Origin of the sequence: Paenibacillus sp. PastM-3 (genome assembly GCF_029893965.1) — a bacterium.
Taxonomy (GTDB): Bacteria; Bacillota; Bacilli; order Paenibacillales; family Paenibacillaceae; genus Paenibacillus_AQ.
In genome coordinates this window covers 1-16,159 of the sequence record NZ_JARXXP010000038.1, presented here as the reverse complement: position 1 = coordinate 16,159, position 16,159 = coordinate 1, and the positions used below count along the sequence as shown (strand labels likewise).

Below are 16,159 nucleotides of genomic sequence, written 5' to 3'. Positions count from 1 at the left end.
AGAATAGGAGGGAGTTAACATGTTCGGTAACAAGGCGCTGCATTTTGACGGAAACAGCTTGATCAAGTTCCAAAGAACCTGCGGGATCCAGGACACCTTTACCTATGAATTTTGGGTGAAGGCGGAAGAGGAGCAGATCATGGATCAGGAACAGAGCACAGGGGCAGATGGAATAGGCGGGAGACCCTATCTGGTAGGGCCTGATTTCTATCCTGCAGGAGCTGCAGGCTGCGGTATATCAGTGGGCACAAACGGAATTTCGGTTTACGAACATTCCGTCAACCACCTTCCTGCAAGGCTTGTTTGCCCTTATGACTTCTCGGATTGGCAGCATGTTGCCGTCGTTTCGCATAACAGAAAGCTGCAGCTTTATATTAACGGGCATTGGATGAAGGAAGAAGGGGCTTCCTGTACGGCCGCTCATATCCTCCCTTCGCTTGGGCTCGGAGGACATGTTTACGGGAATTTCAAAGGGCTAGTCCGGGAGTTTCGCTTGTGGTCCACAGCCAGGACAGAAGATGAGATTCAGGCTTGCCTGTATTCCAGTCTGACCGGGGTGGAAGAAGGCCTGTATTTTTACCGCGATCCAGACAGCGGTGTTAGTGTAAGGCACGGAATCAAAAGTGACATCGCAGTTAGCGTGATCATGCCTTCCCATAACCGGTGTCCGCTGAACTATTTTTCATTGCTGGCGATGGACAGACAGGATTATCCTCGGCAGCATATGGAGGTTGTGTTTCTGAATGATGCCTCTACAGACCCCTCAGCAACCATATATGATATTTTAGAGCCGGGCTATTCTTTGATTTATGTACAGCTCGCCAGCAACAGGGGGAGAGCGGAGGTGCGTAATCTTGGTACCCGTATTGCCACAGGTCGTACATTTATATTTGTAGATGCCGAGATGATTTGCCGCCCCGATTTTGTAAGGCTTCATGCCAGTCACCATCTGGACTCAGAACGAAAGATTGTTTCCGGGGCTATGCGGTCAAAACGAATGTACACCATTGCCAATCCCGAATTTTCGTCGGAGCAGATAGCAAGCATGAAGCAATGCTATATCGGCCATCCAGTTGCAGATCCTCTCATTGACCGTTTTATACAGGGAGACCATTCGCATATTCAATTGTTGCCCTTTGAACTGATGTTTGATCCGGTCCATCTGGAACGCTGGAGCCTGCGGGGTGAATATTTTGAAAATATACTTTCGGCTTATGGGAGCAGGTTTAAATATTTCCACTATTCCTGGATGAATATGATTACGAGTAATGTTTCAATCACGAAGCGTTTTTTTGAAGAGAGCGGGGGGTTTGACGGACGCTTTGAAGGCTTCGGCTGGGAGGACTGGGAGCTTGGATATCGTGCTGCCCGAAAGGGCGCGATATTTATCCATGATGATGCGGTGGTTAACTTCCACCAGGAGCATCCGATTTTACCGGAGAACAGTCTTGAATCCCGGCGGAATTTCTTGAGGTTCTGTGAAAAGTATAGCGGTGATATGGAGATTCATCTACTGGCGCTGAGCATGATGCCTGACTTTGTGACGCTGCCAGAAATCAACGGATATTTGACTGAGCTTAATCATATCCGGGCTATTTACTCCAAACGGTTCAGGGCATTTAACCATTTTGTGGATACAGCGGTCAAAATGCTGATTCAGCGCTTGTGGGATATGGAAGAGATGACGCTTCCGATTGCCGGTTCCGTTTTAAGTGCTGAGGAGGATTTTGATGTTCAGGCTGATTTATCCGTGATCCGGGAGATGGGGGTGTTTCCGAAGCTGCTGGAGCTTTACGAGAGGCTGTCGAAATATTTCTACAGCTTTACATGAATAATTTTACAGCATGGATCTCGTTCATCTTAGCTCTCCTTGATTGTGTTGCTCCTAATAATTTTCAGCATAGCCGCTCCTTTAGAGGGCATTCTAAAAAATGTTACGCTGCACACATAACATTCGAGAGATGGAAGGTGAATTCATGTTGCGTTCAAGGCTTAGCACATCCGTTTCGGCCGCGCTGCTCCTCGGAATGGTCAGTCTTACCGGCTGCGGAGCAAATCATTCGGCGGACAGTAACAATGTGCATACGAACAGTGTAAAGGGAAATAACGGCGGCCGGATTCAGACGAATGCGGTGCGGGGCAATACCTATGACAAAATGGAGATGAGCCAGGAGCTTGCCGACCATATCTCGGCCATGCCGGAGGTAAAATCAGCCAATGTCATGCTGGTCGGGAGAAGCGCCTATGTTGCCGTCAAGCTTGACGATACCAACGGCAAGCCGCGTAACATCGGCACCCGCAATTATCGTTCTTACAGCTATGACGCCGGCCATGCTTCCGGTATTCTGCCGCGTGCGGGCAATATGGGTGGCATGGATAAGGGGCATACGACAGGCGGAGCAGGCAGCATGGATAACGGGTATAGAACCAGCGGCCGTGGCAGTGTAACCGGTACACCGGGTGTAACGGGTATGGGAGGTTCCATGGACGGAGTTCCCAAGAGCCTGACTGGCACTGGAACGGTCGGGGGAACCGGGATGACGGATCCTCAGGCTTATCCGGGTAACGGAGGAAACGGTATCCTGTCCGGCAGCAATTTCACGGACGGAACCCGGATGAAGCGGGATATTGACGACAGCGTGGGCAGCGGAATCGGAATCCGCAGCGTTGCTCCTAACAACAATTACCGGATGAACACTAGCGATGATGTAACCAGCGAGATGAAGGACCGGATTGCCGCCGAGGTTAAAAAGGTTAACCCGTCGATCAAAAACGTCTACGTGTCAGCTAACCCGGACTTTGTGGAGCGGGCTGACTATTATGCCCGGGAAGCCCGTGCGGGCCACCCGCTAAAGGGTTTTGCGAAAGAATTCGGCACAATGGTGGAGCGTATCTTCCCTACGCGCAGCGGGTATTAAGGCCGCTGCAGTAGCGGAAAGTAACTGCACTAGCTGAAAGTGATTGCAAAAGTGAATCGTAGCGTAACTGCACTAGCCAAACGCAACCGGCTGTACACGGACAAGAATGAGGTCCGCTGCACCGCCGGTTCATTATTATGTTCAGCTGTCATGCCGGACAGGCGTAAAAGTAACCTGGTTATCGTTATCTCAGGGCAAAGGATAAATACGTGTTCTGTTGTATTCTATACAATAGCAGGGAGTTTAATCCGATGAGATTGTATCCGTTCTATTTTCTTGCTAAATGGACGGAATGAAGGACATAAATGCCTTTGATTTCAGCCGGTGAGGCTAAAAGGGCGGATTTAGAGGTATCCCCTAAATAAGGAATGTTCTACAGACATAGTCTGCGGGCATTCCTTTTTTTTTTTTTTTTTTTGCATGGTGATTGCTGAAATCCTTGAACTCTTAAAAGAAAATTGATCTGAGACAAAGAGTAGCGGAATTTATCGACAGTCTCTCAAATGCAGTTAAAGTTACCTGTGGTGCGGTGCGGTGTGATGTGTTACGGTGTGATGTGGTACGGAGCGTGATGTGGCGCATGTGGTGCGGTGTGATGTGATGTGGAGCAGTATGGTGCTATGCTGGTTGGGCTTAGGCCTGGGGCTAGGTATACCGCATGCCGCATTAATAAGTAGAACAGCGGTCCCCGGAAAGAACCGGGGACCGCTGCGTATTTAATCTATAGCTGTAATCTCACGACCGTTAATCCATACCCCGTGCAGATTAAGCTGGTCATCGAGCCGCAGGATGTCGCCGCGTTTGCCGGCCTCCAGCGTACCGATGGTGCGCTGCAGCCCCAGCGATATAGCCGGCGTAAGGCTGGCTGCCTGTGAGGCCTCCTCCAGACTGAGCCCGACTTCCTGAACCAGATAGCGGAAGCCGCGGATCATGGTCAGGGTGCTTCCGGCCAGCGACTCAGGATGCTCCTTCAGGGTAGCTACGCCGCCGCTGACCATGACGGGCAGATCGCCGATCGTATATTCACCGTCGTCCAGCCCGGTTGCGGACATCGCGTCGGTAATCAGCAGCAGATTGGCATTATTTTTGAGCCGGGTTACAATCCGGATCGCTGCGGGATGGACATGGATGCCGTCGGCAATAATCTCCGCCCGGATCCGGTCGTCGAACATTACCGCTCCGGCTGTCCCGGGCTTGCGGTGATGCAGCGGTGTCATCGCATTGTACATATGCACGGCCTGGTTCAACCCGGCATCAGCAGCAGCGATAACCTCCTCGAAAGTGGCATTGGTATGTCCCAAGGCAGCCGTTATACCATGCTTGCGCAGCCAGGAGATGGCTTCCAGCGCTCCTTCGCGTTCCGGCGCAAGCGTTACCTGACGGATCAGTCCGGGATACTGCTGCTCCCATGCCTCCAGCCATCCGATATTGGCCGGGACGATGTGTTCGGGATTCTGCGCACCCGGCCATTTCTGGCTAATGAACGGTCCCTCCAGATGGACACCGGCTACACGAGCGTAAGGCATCCCGGCTGTGCGGTAGGCGTCCACCTCCGCCAGCACCCGGTCGATATCCGGCTTGGAAGCGGTCATCGTAGTAGCCAGCATCGTAGTGGTTCCCTGCGAGGCATGGAAGCGGGTAATCGTATCCAGCGCACGGCTGTCACTGTACATGAAGTCGTAACCGGCTCCTCCGTGCACATGCACATCGACGAATCCGGGAATCAGCAGGCCGCCCTGTCCTTGACCGTTAGCCGGCCAATTAGCATAGGCATCAGGCAGCCAGGCGGCTTCACCTGCGTAATGGATCTGTTCTCCTGAGACGGCAACGACGCCATCTGCTATCAGGCCGGCCGGCGACAGCACCTTGCCATAGAGCAGCTGTCCGGAGACTTCTGTTTCTGTCATGATTTCAGCCATTTGGCAGCTCCTTCGTCCAGCAGAACGACAACATTCGGATGGCTCTGCAGGAGTGAGGCCGGACACTGGGTCGTAATCGGACCCTCCAGTGCGTTACGGACCGCTTCTGCCTTCTCTTCGCCGCGCACCAGCAGAACAATCTGCCGTGCTTTGAGGATGCCGCCGATCCCCATGGTCACCGCCTGGCGGGGCACATCCTCGAGCTTGTCGAAGAAGCGGGCATTGGCTTCCCGGGTTTCTTCCAGCAGATCCACTACATGTGTGCCGCTGCTGAGGCTGGCATCCGGCTCATTGAAGCCGATGTGGCCGTTGCTCCCGATGCCGAGAATCTGCAGGTCAACCGGGCCGTTATCCTCCAGCATCCGGTCATAAGCCAGACATTCGGCTGCAAGATCCGGCGCATTGCCGTTGGGCACATGGGTACGGGCAAGGTCGATATCGACATGGTTGAACAGATGCTCGTTCATGAAGCTGCGGTAGCTCTGCGGATGGTCTTCAGGCAAGCCCACATATTCATCCAGATTATAAGAGGATGCTTTGGCAAAGCTGACCAGCCCTTTACGGTGCATCTCGACCAGTCTGGCATAGACAGTGACCGGAGAGCTGCCGGTAGCAAGGCCGAGTACGGCTCTGGGATTGCTCTGCAGCAGGCTGACGATCAGATTGGCACCGGTTTCTGCGAAATCTTCCTGGCTCTTGAATTTAAGAATGTTCATTAGGATTGACCTCCCCGTTTATGTCGGTAATGTTGGACGTTCAGATAAGACTGCTCCAGCTTGGGGATGAAGTCCCCGAACCGGGTACTGACCATGCCGGTGAACAGAATATCAATGATATGCAGCTGCGCGATCCGTGAAGCCATATCGCCCCGGCGCATGCCCTGCTCCAGTGAGGAGGAGAACAAGGGGATGTCGGCCAGTTTAGCCAGAGTACTGCTGCCGTAAGAAGTAAGCGAAATGGTAGAAGCGCCGCTGGCCTTGGCACAGCTTAAGGCATCAATCGTCTCCGGTGTTTCCCCGGAATAGGAGACGGCAAAAGCCACATCACCCTTGGCGAGTGAGGAAGCGGAAGTAATCTGCATATGCGAATCGGCAAAAGCAGTGCAATTCACCCCTATGCGCACCAGCTTCTGATAGAAATCCTGAGCGACAATCGAAGAGGTGGCCATCCCGTACAGATCCACGCGGCGGGCATTGCAGAGCAGATCAACCGCACTCTGCAGCCGCTCCAGATCAAGCAGTGTAGTGGTGTCCCGGATTGAGGTCAGGTGATTGGCCTGCATCGCTTCAACGATGACGGACAGCGGGTTTCCGGCGACAATATCCTGATAAGAGGAGCCGCCGTCCTGCGGGGAGGCGTCGCCATGGGCAATCTCTGCCGCCAGCTTGACTTTGAAATCGGGAAAGCCCTTGAAATGCAGCACCTTGCAAAAACGAGTAATGGTAGCGGGACTAACCCCGCACTGTTCAGCCAGCTCCGTGATTCCCATATGAACGATCTCACTGGGGGAGGATAAAATACGGTCCGCCAGCCTGCGCTCCATCAGGGAGAAGCTTGCCTGCTCATGCTCCAGGGCATGCAGTATAGGAGACAATAGCTCCACCTTCTTTTCTGTATCATGATCTCAAATTGAATTAACCACTGAAATTATTTTTATGAATATAATCTTTTATAGGAAAATTATTTTCATAATCAGAATAAAACATATTGCCTCAGGATGCAAGCAGGACTTTAAGCTCCCGGCTGTTGTTCATATGCTCTGCGGTAAGAGAGAGGAGCCAGCACTTTCGGTTGACCGTTTACAAAGGTTATTTTGCGCACAGGCACAGGATTGTTACACTGCAAAATGGTGTCCTTACCACGAATACAATAATCCTCGAATAGAGCACATAAACCTTTAAAATTAGCATGTTATCGGATAAAATCCGTTAAATAATGTCTTTTACCAGTGGACACAGACGTGAAATATGTTATAATGAAAGCGTAACCAATAAAGGGATGCAAATTATGATTTCATCGCTCAAGGAGGATGAACGCAATGCTGGAAGTACTGAAGGAACTAAAGAACCGGGTCATTGGATACTGGCAGCCGGAGGTAGCATCCGGGGAGGATGATTATCTGAACATGGAGTATACCGTACAGCGTCATTTGCACACACCGCAGCCGGTTAGCCCGCTCACTTATGAGGAACAATCCCGGATCAAGTCTATTATTTACCACTGATACCGGCTTCAGCAGATAGATAAATATTACGCAAGTAACGCGTTACAGCGAAAGACCGCAAACCCGGAAAGCCTCCGGAGCTGCGGTCTTTTATTTGTGTGTATCACAGGGTCTTATCGTCACTTCTATACTCAAGCAAATCTCCGGGCTGGCAGTCAAGGGCCTTGCATATCGCCTCCAGGGTGGAGAGCCGCACTGCCTTGGCTTTGCCGTTCTTGAGAATGGACAGGTTGGCCATCGTAATGCCCACCCGCTCCGACAGCTCGGTTACGCTCATTTTCCGCTTAGCCAGCATCACATCAATGTTTACGATTATCGCCATTGTCGTCACCTCAGACCGTCAGGTCAATCTCTGATTTTAGTTCAATCGCTTCTTTAAGCAGCTTCTGGAGAACGGCAGCGAAGAAGGCAATCACCATCCCGGCAAAAATCAGCACCATCCCGATGACGATAATGCCCGGAGCATCATCCCTCTCCGCCAGCAGATAAAAGAGCGGCATTCCCAGTACATATACCCCGCTGAAGGCCAGGGCACAGTACTTGATCAGCTTTAAGGCCCGCACGGACAGCTCCGAGAACGCCTTGTTCCGGTCGATGTAGCTTAACAGCTTGAACGCCTGATACAGCGCGAAGTAGAAGGGGAGCACCGATGCATATAAATCGAGCAGGACAAGAACCCTCAGATAAGCATGATCCGGATACAATTCCGCTGCAAACTCCGCAATCTCCGGCACCGCAAAGATACACAAGGCCAGCACAGGGATACTGATAAGAATAAGCGCCGCCTTCAAAAAAAGTGTTGATCCACGTTCCATAACAAGCCCCTCACTTATGAGTAATTTTGATAATAACTTACCATAGTATTTATCGTTATACAATAAAAAAGTAATGATAATAAATACTTTATTATTGTTAAAGGAGTGTTTTGGCATGGTGTGACGGGAGTCTCCGGCCATTTGCGGCATCGTTCATACTCAGCCTGTCCCTGACGGGACATTTGCCCCCGCCCATTTTGGGTCTGTAACAGCACCATTGACATTGCGCATACATAGTATGTTTTGACTGTATCCCTTTACCTTGTTATACCAAACAAACCCAGGGCAAGGAGGGGTGACACCATTGAAGGGTATTTACCTCTATGAAATAAACGTTGATTTATAAGGGTTTTAACAGCCTGTGAACTTGCTTTTTTAGGGAATTGGTGCTAATTTGGTGTTAATCAGTATTTGAGGATGGAGGAACATCAGTGGGCGTATATAAGGATAAGAGTATTAAAAAGAACCCGTGGTACTACTCATTTTATAATGGCACCATCACGAATGGTGTGCGTGGTCGCGAAAAAGAGCGGGGGTTTAGAACAAAGAAAGAAGCTGAGGCCGCTGAGGCGGAGCGTAAAACACAGCTTAAGAATGGAACCTACTTTGAACCTCAAAAAACTCCGTTTGGGGACTTCATAAGTGATTGGTGTAAGAACAAACGCAATATTTCACCTGAGACAAGGGAACTGTATGAAAACAATATTAGACTTTATATAAAGCCGGCATTAGGTCATATTCCAGTCTCCAAGTTGAACGCCCAGCATATTGATGATTTTATTACTTATATGATTGAAGAAAAGGAGCTTGGCGAATGGTCTGTGAAAAGAGCATTCTCTAATGTAAATACATGCTTGAATGACGCTGTTAAGAAGAAGCTGATTGAATATAATCCTTGCAGTGCTGTTGACAAGCCTCGGGTTACCAAGAATATTCGCCCTATATGGACCCCGGAGTTTGCCTTTGACTTCGCCGACAAGACCAAAGGGAAGAGCCGCTACTGGATCGCAACTTATATTGCGCTCATGACAGGAATGCGACCTGGAGAAATTTTAGGCTTGCGTTGGGCAGATCTAAATTTTGATGAAAAAACACTGATCATACAACAGACAGTCACTAAGAAGCGTCGCATTAAAAAGGGTGCTAAAACAACCTCAAGTGTCAGATCTATAGCATTATCAGCCTCATTAATCGAAGCTCTAAAGGAACACAGGTCTTTCATTTTGCAAGAGCGACTGCTCCTTGGCGAAAAGTATCAAAACAACGATCTTGTAGTGTGTACGGACTTCGGCGGACCGGCTACTATGCGAAATATTCAACGGATGTGGGATAGGCAGCTTAAAAAATATGAAGCTCCTCATATTGCCTTCTATGATCTGCGGCATACTCATGTTGCGTTCCTGATTAAGATAAAGGTCCCACTCAAAGCAATATCAGAGCGGTTGGGACATACCTCGGTGGCATTTACCATGGATACTTATGGTCATTTACTGCCCAACACCCAGTCAGATGCTGCTGATGCTCTGGACGCTTTGCAAAATGAATCATTAGCTACTATAAAGTAACAAACGACACCACAGAATAATAGAAGGAAAAACAAAGGATCAGCAATGAGCATTAGGTTTTAGACATGTTATTCTTATAGCATGGAAAACAAAGAGAGCAGCACCCGACACAAGGAAGGCCAGCTGGAGCCAAGCGCCAAAGCAGAGCACATATGGGGGTCTGCTCTTTTGTGTTCCTAAATGCGCATTTCATCCTGGATACAAGCGGGATCTCAGATGAATGATTGTTGCTATTAACTCCCCCTCGTAGTACGCTTTTTGCATAATCTGAGGGGGAGATGATCTTATGGTTAAATCGTACAATGTAAGATATAGCTTGAAGGGTGCACGTTCCATCGAACAGTATAAAATGGTGGAAGTAGATACGAGCTATGGCCTCTCAATAGAACAGTCAGTTCTTATCGAACTAAGTGAATGCCATCCTGAATATAAGCCCGAGGACATAACGGTACACTCATGGGTTATCGCTTAAGGCTTGAACATCCTTATGCCGAGGTCGGTTAACAGTAAACCTGCAGGCTGCGGCCAGCGACTGGGAGATTCGATTTCTTCCCCTTGGCCTGTTACAACAAACGCCGCCTGTCATGGCCCTCTGAGGGCGCGCTCCGCGCGCATTAGGCCGACATGGGCAAACACAAGCCAAACACAAGCTGTAAGCCCTGGCTGCAGGAAACGCGTTCCTATGGTCTGGCATGGGCATCATGCGGGGTTAGTGTTAATGTAACACTCTGGCTGTTATCAGCTGGCAGTGGCGGTTCAAGTCTGCTTCTCTGCTTTGCAGGATTTTCCTCCCATTTGCCGAATTATAGTTGTGGGAGGATGATAAGATATGGCTCAACCACAACTGAGACCTTTAGAACAATGGGTTTGCGATAGTTGTAATCAAATTATTAACAGAGTACAGGATGGTTGGTTTGAATGGTACGACGATTCTAATAATCAACAAACAGGGTTCAGAATCGTCCATAACAATCATCAATGTATGTATAACACTCGGACTTTATTTGCCCAGGGGCGATCAACGAGAGATATGCATCTTGATGCATTCGTTGGGGGAAGGGGGCTTGTGTATCTCCTTTCGCTTATTGAGCATCCGGAAGTGACCAATAAGGCAGAAGTTACTGAAATGGTAAGAAGATTACACGTTGCACACTATGAGGAAGCTCGGCTTTATTGGCCGGAAGCTGAAAGTGATGGCTTTTTTGATGGAGCCAACGAAATATGGCCATATCTGCCGGAAACCAACGAAACGCTCATTCGTCGATATAGTGACGAGAGACTTTAGAGTGAGCATCATAAAGCCATCCTTCCCGGGTGGCTTTTTTCATGCCCTTCAATATGAATATTCATACACATTATACAGAGTCTATGAATGCTTAGGGGGAGAATTAGCCCCCACTAAAATAAAAACGTAGAGGGGGAGGATTAGCCCCCAGAGAGGGGGAGAATTAACCCCCAAGAGAGGGGGAGAATTAGCCCCCCAAGAAAGAAAGAAAGAAAATATTAAAGAAATATATAAAGATATATATAAGCACCATATTTTCTTATGCATATACAATCGCATAAACAAATGAATAAAGCCCGGAGTTATTCCCCGGGCTTGTCATCAACTTTAGGTTTGCGGTTATAGGAACTAACGGATTCTTGTAATTCCAAAACATCCGAACGAAGGAAGAGACGTTCCCGGCCGACTGTCTTTATAGGAACCAGCCGGCCCTTTTGTACAAAATGATGGAGATTCTGACGTGTGCAGTTCATGACTTCCATGGCTTCCGAGGTGAAAAGGATATTCTCTGATACCCACTCATTCATTGCTTCCTGGCTTTCAAACGGAGTCATTACCACTTCACCACCAAAATAATCAGGTTGATGATGCTGATGACCAGTGCGGCATAGGTTGCAATTTCTGTAGACTTACGAGTCATATTTTATCGCTCCTGTCATTATGTTATACTGAAAGAAAGACAGCCCTTGTTATTCATCCCCTACCGCCTGGCCCCTTGCGGGGCCGAGGTTTCGGGTTGCACTACTTGAGCAGTAGCTTGATGAGGGTGAGGATTTGGACAATCAAGCCGATGATTGCAGTCACCGATTTGATTTTATTGTCCCTATCCTCTTTCTGTCTTTCTTTCCTCGTCTTCAATATCATCACCTCCTTAATATATATTATAACATTTTGTTTTACTTTCGTCAATCAAATACACGCGATAAGTCCAATCTTTTTTATGAGATTGGGCTTTTTTATTCCACAGAAAGTGTGAGAGTCATCGTTTAAATGAAAGGGGCAGATATTCAGTGTGAGCGTTGGGAAAGAAGTAGGGATACAGTGGTCCGTTAAGCTAACGGACAGCTTTGCTTAATGACAACCCACTCATGTTAAAATTACTTACAGGAGGGAGGATTTCAAGTACAATGTTATCGTAACAGCAAGAAATTAAAATATATCAGGTAAATTTAACAACGGAGTGATTACGAAATGAACGTAGCAAATGATCAAAATAATAATTTAATACATGCGAAGCTATCTGTTAAAGGTACGGCCTACTTTTGTCCAAAGTGTAAAGAAATCGTAGTACGGGCAGGAGGTGGGGGCCAACAAGTTCATTTTCGTCACAAAGTTGGAGGTAATTATGTAGCTTGCGAATTATTCGTTAAAGGCTTGGAAAGTGATAATAATGCTAAACAAAGGGAAATATATGACGCTAGTAATGTTTTATTTATTAATGATATGAATCTAGTCGAAGGCATTGACTACACAATACTCTCCTATAAAATTGAGGATCTTAATAGAAATATGGTCCCCCTTCTCAGATTTTGTAATTTGAATCAGAAAGATGTTAAGGAATTTAGTAAGGTATTAGAGTACATCAGAGGAGGAGATTTAAAATACAAAGCAATGTGGAAAATATGTAATTATCAAATTATAAAGAAAGAAATCTTTAAAATTGTTAATCATTCTGATGTTGATATTAATGTGGCTATTGATAAGGGATTTGGTGTGTTGCAACTACACAAGGGCGATTATGCTGGACAGAAATTCTTGTTTGATTTGTCTTATAGGGTTGCAGAGACTGATCCTGAGATGGAAACAATATTTGCTGAACTACTAGGAGTACAAGAGCCGCTTAGTAAAAGGTTGGATTCATATATTAATGATGCAATGAAAAGGTGGTAGATTCAAAACAGAAGTGATAAAACACAATCTGGTGTAGGGTCCTTCTGAACCTTGAAAAAGAATGCGGGTGCGCGTGAGCCCGATTTTCGATCAGTTTTTTATTTGAGAATTTACTTCCGTTTCCGTTTCTCAGCTTCTGACAGGCTCAAGAAGGGGTTTTTCCTTCATTAACGGCTTACGGGGAGTGGCGAAAGAAACACGCCTTAAAACGGAAGCTAGGGGGGTCTACGATGGCGGAAGCCAAAAAGAAGAAGGTTAACATTGCAGATATGGAGATTTCAACGAGTGATTTGGCAGCCATCGTGGGGAAAACCTCTCGATGGATTCGAAATTTAACTGCTGAAGGCACCTTGAAACAGTCTGGTCGGGGCAAATATATCCTCTCTGAAGCCATCCAGGCGTACATTGAACATGTCACAGGCGGCTCAAAAGGGGACGGTAAGCCGACATACACCGATCATAAGACGGAGCACGAGCGGATAAAATCGGAAAAAGCGGCCTTAGAACTGGCTGAAAAGCAGGGGAATTTGCACGCAACGGATGATATAAGAGCGGTTATGGGGGAAATGATCATCACTGCCAAGACCAAACTGCTGGCAATTCCGCCGCGGGTCAGTCTGAAATTGGACAAAGAACCGTCCACTGTCGTTGAGCAGGTGCTAAATCAAGAGATCACCGCTGCGCTGGCCGGCCTGACCGAGTATAGTCCCGGTCTTTTCAACCAGAAGGCGGGTGACGCAGATGATCCCGAAGAAGACAGCTGATCTTTTCAAAGAGATTGCGAAACTATGGGAGCCGCGCCCGCCGCTGACGGTATCGGAGTGGGCAGATCAGAACCGGGTCCTCTCTCCTGAAGCATCGGCTGAGCCTGGCCCTTGGCGGACTGATCGCGTTCCCTATATGAAAGAAGTAATGGACGCGATTAATGACCCGCATGTCGAAGAAATTGCAATCATGGCGTCTGCACAGGTTGCAAAGACTGAGGTGCTGCTGAATGCAGTCGGGTATTTTGCGGATCAGGAACCGGGACCAATCATTTATATGCTGCCGGATAAGGGCCTGATCAAAGCAGCCAGCCAGGAGCGCATCACGCCGATGATTAATGCAAGCCCGCGGCTGAAAAAGGTCTTCGCCGCGGCTAAGGGCCGGAGTGCGTCGAACACAATTGCGAAGAAGAGTTTTCCGGGTGGATATGTAGCGCTGGTCGGCGCGAATTCCCCGGCTGCACTTTCTTCCCGCCCGGTCCGTATAGTCATCGGAGATGAGGTTGATCGGTTCCCGGTATCTGCCGGCACCGAGGGTGACCCGGTTGATCTGGTCAAAAAGCGGACAACCACCTTTCATAACCGAAAACATATTTTTGTTTCGACACCACTGGTCGAAGAGACGTCCCGGATCAACAAGCTTTACCAGGACAGCACTCAAGAACAGTGGTGTTTGCCGTGTCCATGCTGCGGGGATTTACAGGCGCTTGGATTTCAGAGCCTTAAATTTACGAGGTTTGAGGACGGAGAGGTCGAGAAGGTTGAAGCGGCATGCAGGGCCTGCGGAGGGATCAGCTCCGAGAAGGATTGGAAGAGCGGTACCGGGCAATGGGTGGCCCGGCAGAAGCATCCTTTCCGCAGAGGATTCCACTTAAACCAAATCGTCAGCCCGTGGGTTACCTGGAAGAAAATCGTTTCTGGATTCTTGGAGGCAAAGGACGATCCGGAAATGCTGCAGGTTTGGACAAACACAGTCATGGGGGAGACCTGGCGCGTCACTGGCGAGAAGCTGGATGAAGGCGAGCTTATGCAGCGCGGGGAAATCTATGAGGCTGATGTGCCGGACGGTGTGAAAATCCTAACAGCCACAGTGGATACTCAGGACAATCGCTTTGAAATCGAAGTGAAAGGCTGGGGAGCTGGCCGCGAGAGCTGGGGGATCCGGTTCCATGTCATTCACGGGGACCTTGAGCAGCCGAAAATCTGGGCTGAGCTTGACGAGTTCCTTCAGCGACGATGGAAGGACAAGAATGGCAGATCCTTTCCGATTGTCGGGGCTTTCATAGACTCCGGCGGTCACTTTACCGGCAGCGTTTATAAATTCTGTGCAGCACGGCTGGGCCGCCGCATCTACGCCATTAAGGGTGAAGGCCGGGAGAACGGCGGGTACGTGCCGTTGTACAACGGATATACCAACAATAACCGGTACAAGGCGACAGTGATTCGTGTCGGGGTTGATGAGGGGAAGTACCGTGCTTCCAATGACTTAAAGCGTAAACGATATGGTCCCGGTTACTGCCACTTTCCAGCAAATCAGCCGGGTCATGATAACCGCGGATATAACGAAGAGTACTTTCTGGGGCTTACAGCGGAAACGCTTGTCACCAAGAAGAAGATGGGTGTCACCTATCAGGTTTGGCAGCCAATCCGCAAACGGAATGAGCCATTTGACTTGCATGTCTACCAGCTTGCTCTCATTGAGCTGCTGAGTCCGGACCTTGACGAAATGTTACCCATGGCTGCAGGTGAAACTGTTCAAGCAAAGCCAGCCCCGAAATCGGGAAGACGACGGGGTACAGACAGCAGCGTTTAACCTGAAGGGAGGTGAGAAAGGAAATGCCACTATACACATTAGAAGTTGCCCAGGGGCACTTGAATTCTTGGCTGGCGGCTGAACTTGCTTTATCAACCGGCCAATCATATACCATTGGCACGCGCTCCCTGACACGAGCTAATCTGGCGGATGTGATGGCTCAGATTAAGTACTGGCAGAAGCAGGTCGATGAATGCTTAAGACATGCAGCAGGGCTGAGACCCCGCAGCAGAGTCCGCAGGTATGTTCCCACTGATCTATGAGCCGTCTGGAACGATTGGTAACAGCGATAGCACCGGGTTATGCCTTGAAGCGGGAGAAAGCCCGCACGGAGATTGCCCGGCAGCAGGCAGTGCAGCAGGTATTTAATCAGGGGTACGGCGATCACGGAGCCAGCCGGCGGAAGAAATCCCTCACAGCATGGAATCCGGTCGAGGGCGATGCTGATGAAGACATTCACGCTAACCTTGAAGTGCTCCGGCCAAGAGCCCGTGACTTGTACATGGGCGGATCACTGGCAAATGGTGCAATTAAAACTATGAGAACCAATATAATCGGCACTGGACTACGGTTGAAACCGTCATTCGATGCCGATTTTTTGCGCCTATCTGATACAAAAGCCAAGGCATTAAGGCGGCAAATAGAGCGTGAGTTTTCCCTGTGGGCGGATTCGAAGGACTGCGATGCCTCCGGGCAGCACAACTTTTATGAGATTCAGCAACTCGCGTACCTGTCCTGGATGATGTCTGGGGATGCTTTCGTCTTGCTTCCACTGCTGCCGCGTAACCATGCGCTCTATGATTTGCGTATCCGGTTGCTGGAAGCTGATCGGTGCAGCACGCCAGCCAGTCAAGAAGGTTTGACTGGCGGCAAGATACAGTCCGGTGTTGAGGTTGATGGTGATGGGATGGTTAGCGCCTACCATTTTTCAGACAAACACCCCGGTTCCTATCTGGGTCTGCCAAC

Annotated in this window: 16 protein-coding genes; 10 read left to right on the top strand and 6 right to left on the bottom strand. The window is 49.0% G+C overall.

The window, feature by feature from the left end; translation table 11 throughout:
• The first annotated feature begins 19 nt into the window (after positions 1 to 19).
• Together M2108_RS28615 and M2108_RS28610 are read left to right on the top strand one after the other, a co-directional pair.
• Positions 20 to 1,831 (top strand): glycosyltransferase, encoded by a 1,812-nt coding sequence (locus M2108_RS28615; protein WP_277472806.1) that lies wholly within the window; start codon positions 20 to 22, stop codon positions 1,829 to 1,831.
• 145 nt (positions 1,832 to 1,976) lie between these two features.
• Positions 1,977 to 2,918, top strand: a complete 942-nt coding sequence (locus M2108_RS28610) for a YhcN/YlaJ family sporulation lipoprotein (protein ID WP_277472805.1) — start codon at positions 1,977 to 1,979, stop codon at positions 2,916 to 2,918.
• Positions 2,919 to 3,634: 716 nt separating this feature from the next.
• On the opposite strand, the gene nagA is transcribed toward M2108_RS28610, so the two are convergent.
• The 3 genes from nagA to M2108_RS28595 are packed head-to-tail and all read right to left on the bottom strand — an operon-like array spanning position 3,635 to position 6,431.
• A complete protein-coding gene (nagA, locus tag M2108_RS28605; protein ID WP_277472834.1) occupies positions 3,635 to 4,825 on the bottom strand; it encodes an N-acetylglucosamine-6-phosphate deacetylase in 1,191 nt (396 codons plus the stop codon).
• Complete coding sequence (nagB, locus tag M2108_RS28600; protein WP_277472804.1) at positions 4,822 to 5,553, bottom strand: glucosamine-6-phosphate deaminase; 732 nt, start codon at positions 5,551 to 5,553, stop codon at positions 4,822 to 4,824. The genes nagA and nagB overlap by 4 nt, the downstream gene beginning before the upstream one ends.
• Positions 5,553 to 6,431 (bottom strand): MurR/RpiR family transcriptional regulator, encoded by an 879-nt coding sequence (locus M2108_RS28595; RefSeq protein WP_277472803.1) that lies wholly within the window; start codon positions 6,429 to 6,431, stop codon positions 5,553 to 5,555. The genes nagB and M2108_RS28595 overlap by 1 nt, the downstream gene beginning before the upstream one ends.
• A gap of 444 nt (positions 6,432 to 6,875) precedes the next feature.
• On the opposite strand from M2108_RS28595, the gene M2108_RS28590 reads away from it, so the two are divergent.
• Positions 6,876 to 7,061: a hypothetical protein gene (locus M2108_RS28590; RefSeq protein WP_090714926.1), complete on the top strand. Its 186-nt coding sequence runs from the start codon at positions 6,876 to 6,878 to the stop codon at positions 7,059 to 7,061.
• Positions 7,062 to 7,164: 103 nt separating this feature from the next.
• Here the strand turns inward: M2108_RS28590 and M2108_RS28585 are convergent, their stop codons facing one another.
• Both M2108_RS28585 and M2108_RS28580 read right to left on the bottom strand, forming a co-directional pair.
• Entirely contained in the window at positions 7,165 to 7,383 is a 219-nt protein-coding gene (locus M2108_RS28585; protein WP_277472802.1) for a helix-turn-helix domain-containing protein, read from the bottom strand.
• A 10-nt stretch (positions 7,384 to 7,393) separates the two neighbouring features.
• A complete protein-coding gene (locus M2108_RS28580) occupies positions 7,394 to 7,876 on the bottom strand; it encodes a DUF2975 domain-containing protein (RefSeq protein ID WP_277472800.1) in 483 nt (160 codons plus the stop codon).
• 431 nt (positions 7,877 to 8,307) lie between these two features.
• Between M2108_RS28580 and M2108_RS28575 the strand changes: the two genes are divergently transcribed.
• Both M2108_RS28575 and M2108_RS28570 read left to right on the top strand, forming a co-directional pair.
• Positions 8,308 to 9,441: a tyrosine-type recombinase/integrase gene (locus tag M2108_RS28575; protein WP_277472798.1), complete on the top strand. Its 1,134-nt coding sequence runs from the start codon at positions 8,308 to 8,310 to the stop codon at positions 9,439 to 9,441.
• A gap of 829 nt (positions 9,442 to 10,270) precedes the next feature.
• The gene (locus M2108_RS28570) at positions 10,271 to 10,726 is read left to right on the top strand and encodes a hypothetical protein (RefSeq protein WP_277472797.1); all 456 of its coding nucleotides are present in this window, start codon (positions 10,271 to 10,273) and stop codon (positions 10,724 to 10,726) included.
• A gap of 302 nt (positions 10,727 to 11,028) precedes the next feature.
• On the opposite strand, the gene M2108_RS28565 is transcribed toward M2108_RS28570, so the two are convergent.
• Positions 11,029 to 11,280: a helix-turn-helix domain-containing protein gene (locus M2108_RS28565; protein ID WP_277472796.1), complete on the bottom strand. Its 252-nt coding sequence runs from the start codon at positions 11,278 to 11,280 to the stop codon at positions 11,029 to 11,031.
• Between the two features lie 637 nt (positions 11,281 to 11,917).
• Here M2108_RS28565 and M2108_RS28560 point away from each other — a divergent pair.
• The 5 genes from M2108_RS28560 to M2108_RS28540 all read left to right on the top strand — a co-directional run.
• Positions 11,918 to 12,616 (top strand): competence protein CoiA family protein, encoded by a 699-nt coding sequence (locus tag M2108_RS28560; RefSeq protein ID WP_277472795.1) that lies wholly within the window; start codon positions 11,918 to 11,920, stop codon positions 12,614 to 12,616.
• A gap of 230 nt (positions 12,617 to 12,846) precedes the next feature.
• Positions 12,847 to 13,380: a hypothetical protein gene (locus M2108_RS28555; RefSeq protein ID WP_277472794.1), complete on the top strand. Its 534-nt coding sequence runs from the start codon at positions 12,847 to 12,849 to the stop codon at positions 13,378 to 13,380.
• Positions 13,358 to 15,193, top strand: coding sequence for a phage terminase large subunit family protein (locus tag M2108_RS28550; protein ID WP_277472793.1), 1,836 nt, complete (start codon positions 13,358 to 13,360; stop codon positions 15,191 to 15,193). Before M2108_RS28555 ends, M2108_RS28550 begins: the two co-directional genes overlap by 23 nt.
• A 23-nt stretch (positions 15,194 to 15,216) precedes the next feature.
• Entirely contained in the window at positions 15,217 to 15,456 is a 240-nt protein-coding gene (locus M2108_RS28545) for a DUF6148 family protein (protein ID WP_277472792.1), read from the top strand.
• A partial coding sequence (locus M2108_RS28540) for a phage portal protein (protein ID WP_277472791.1) occupies positions 15,453 to 16,159 on the top strand: 707 nt, incomplete at its 3' end. The genes M2108_RS28545 and M2108_RS28540, both read left to right, overlap by 4 nt.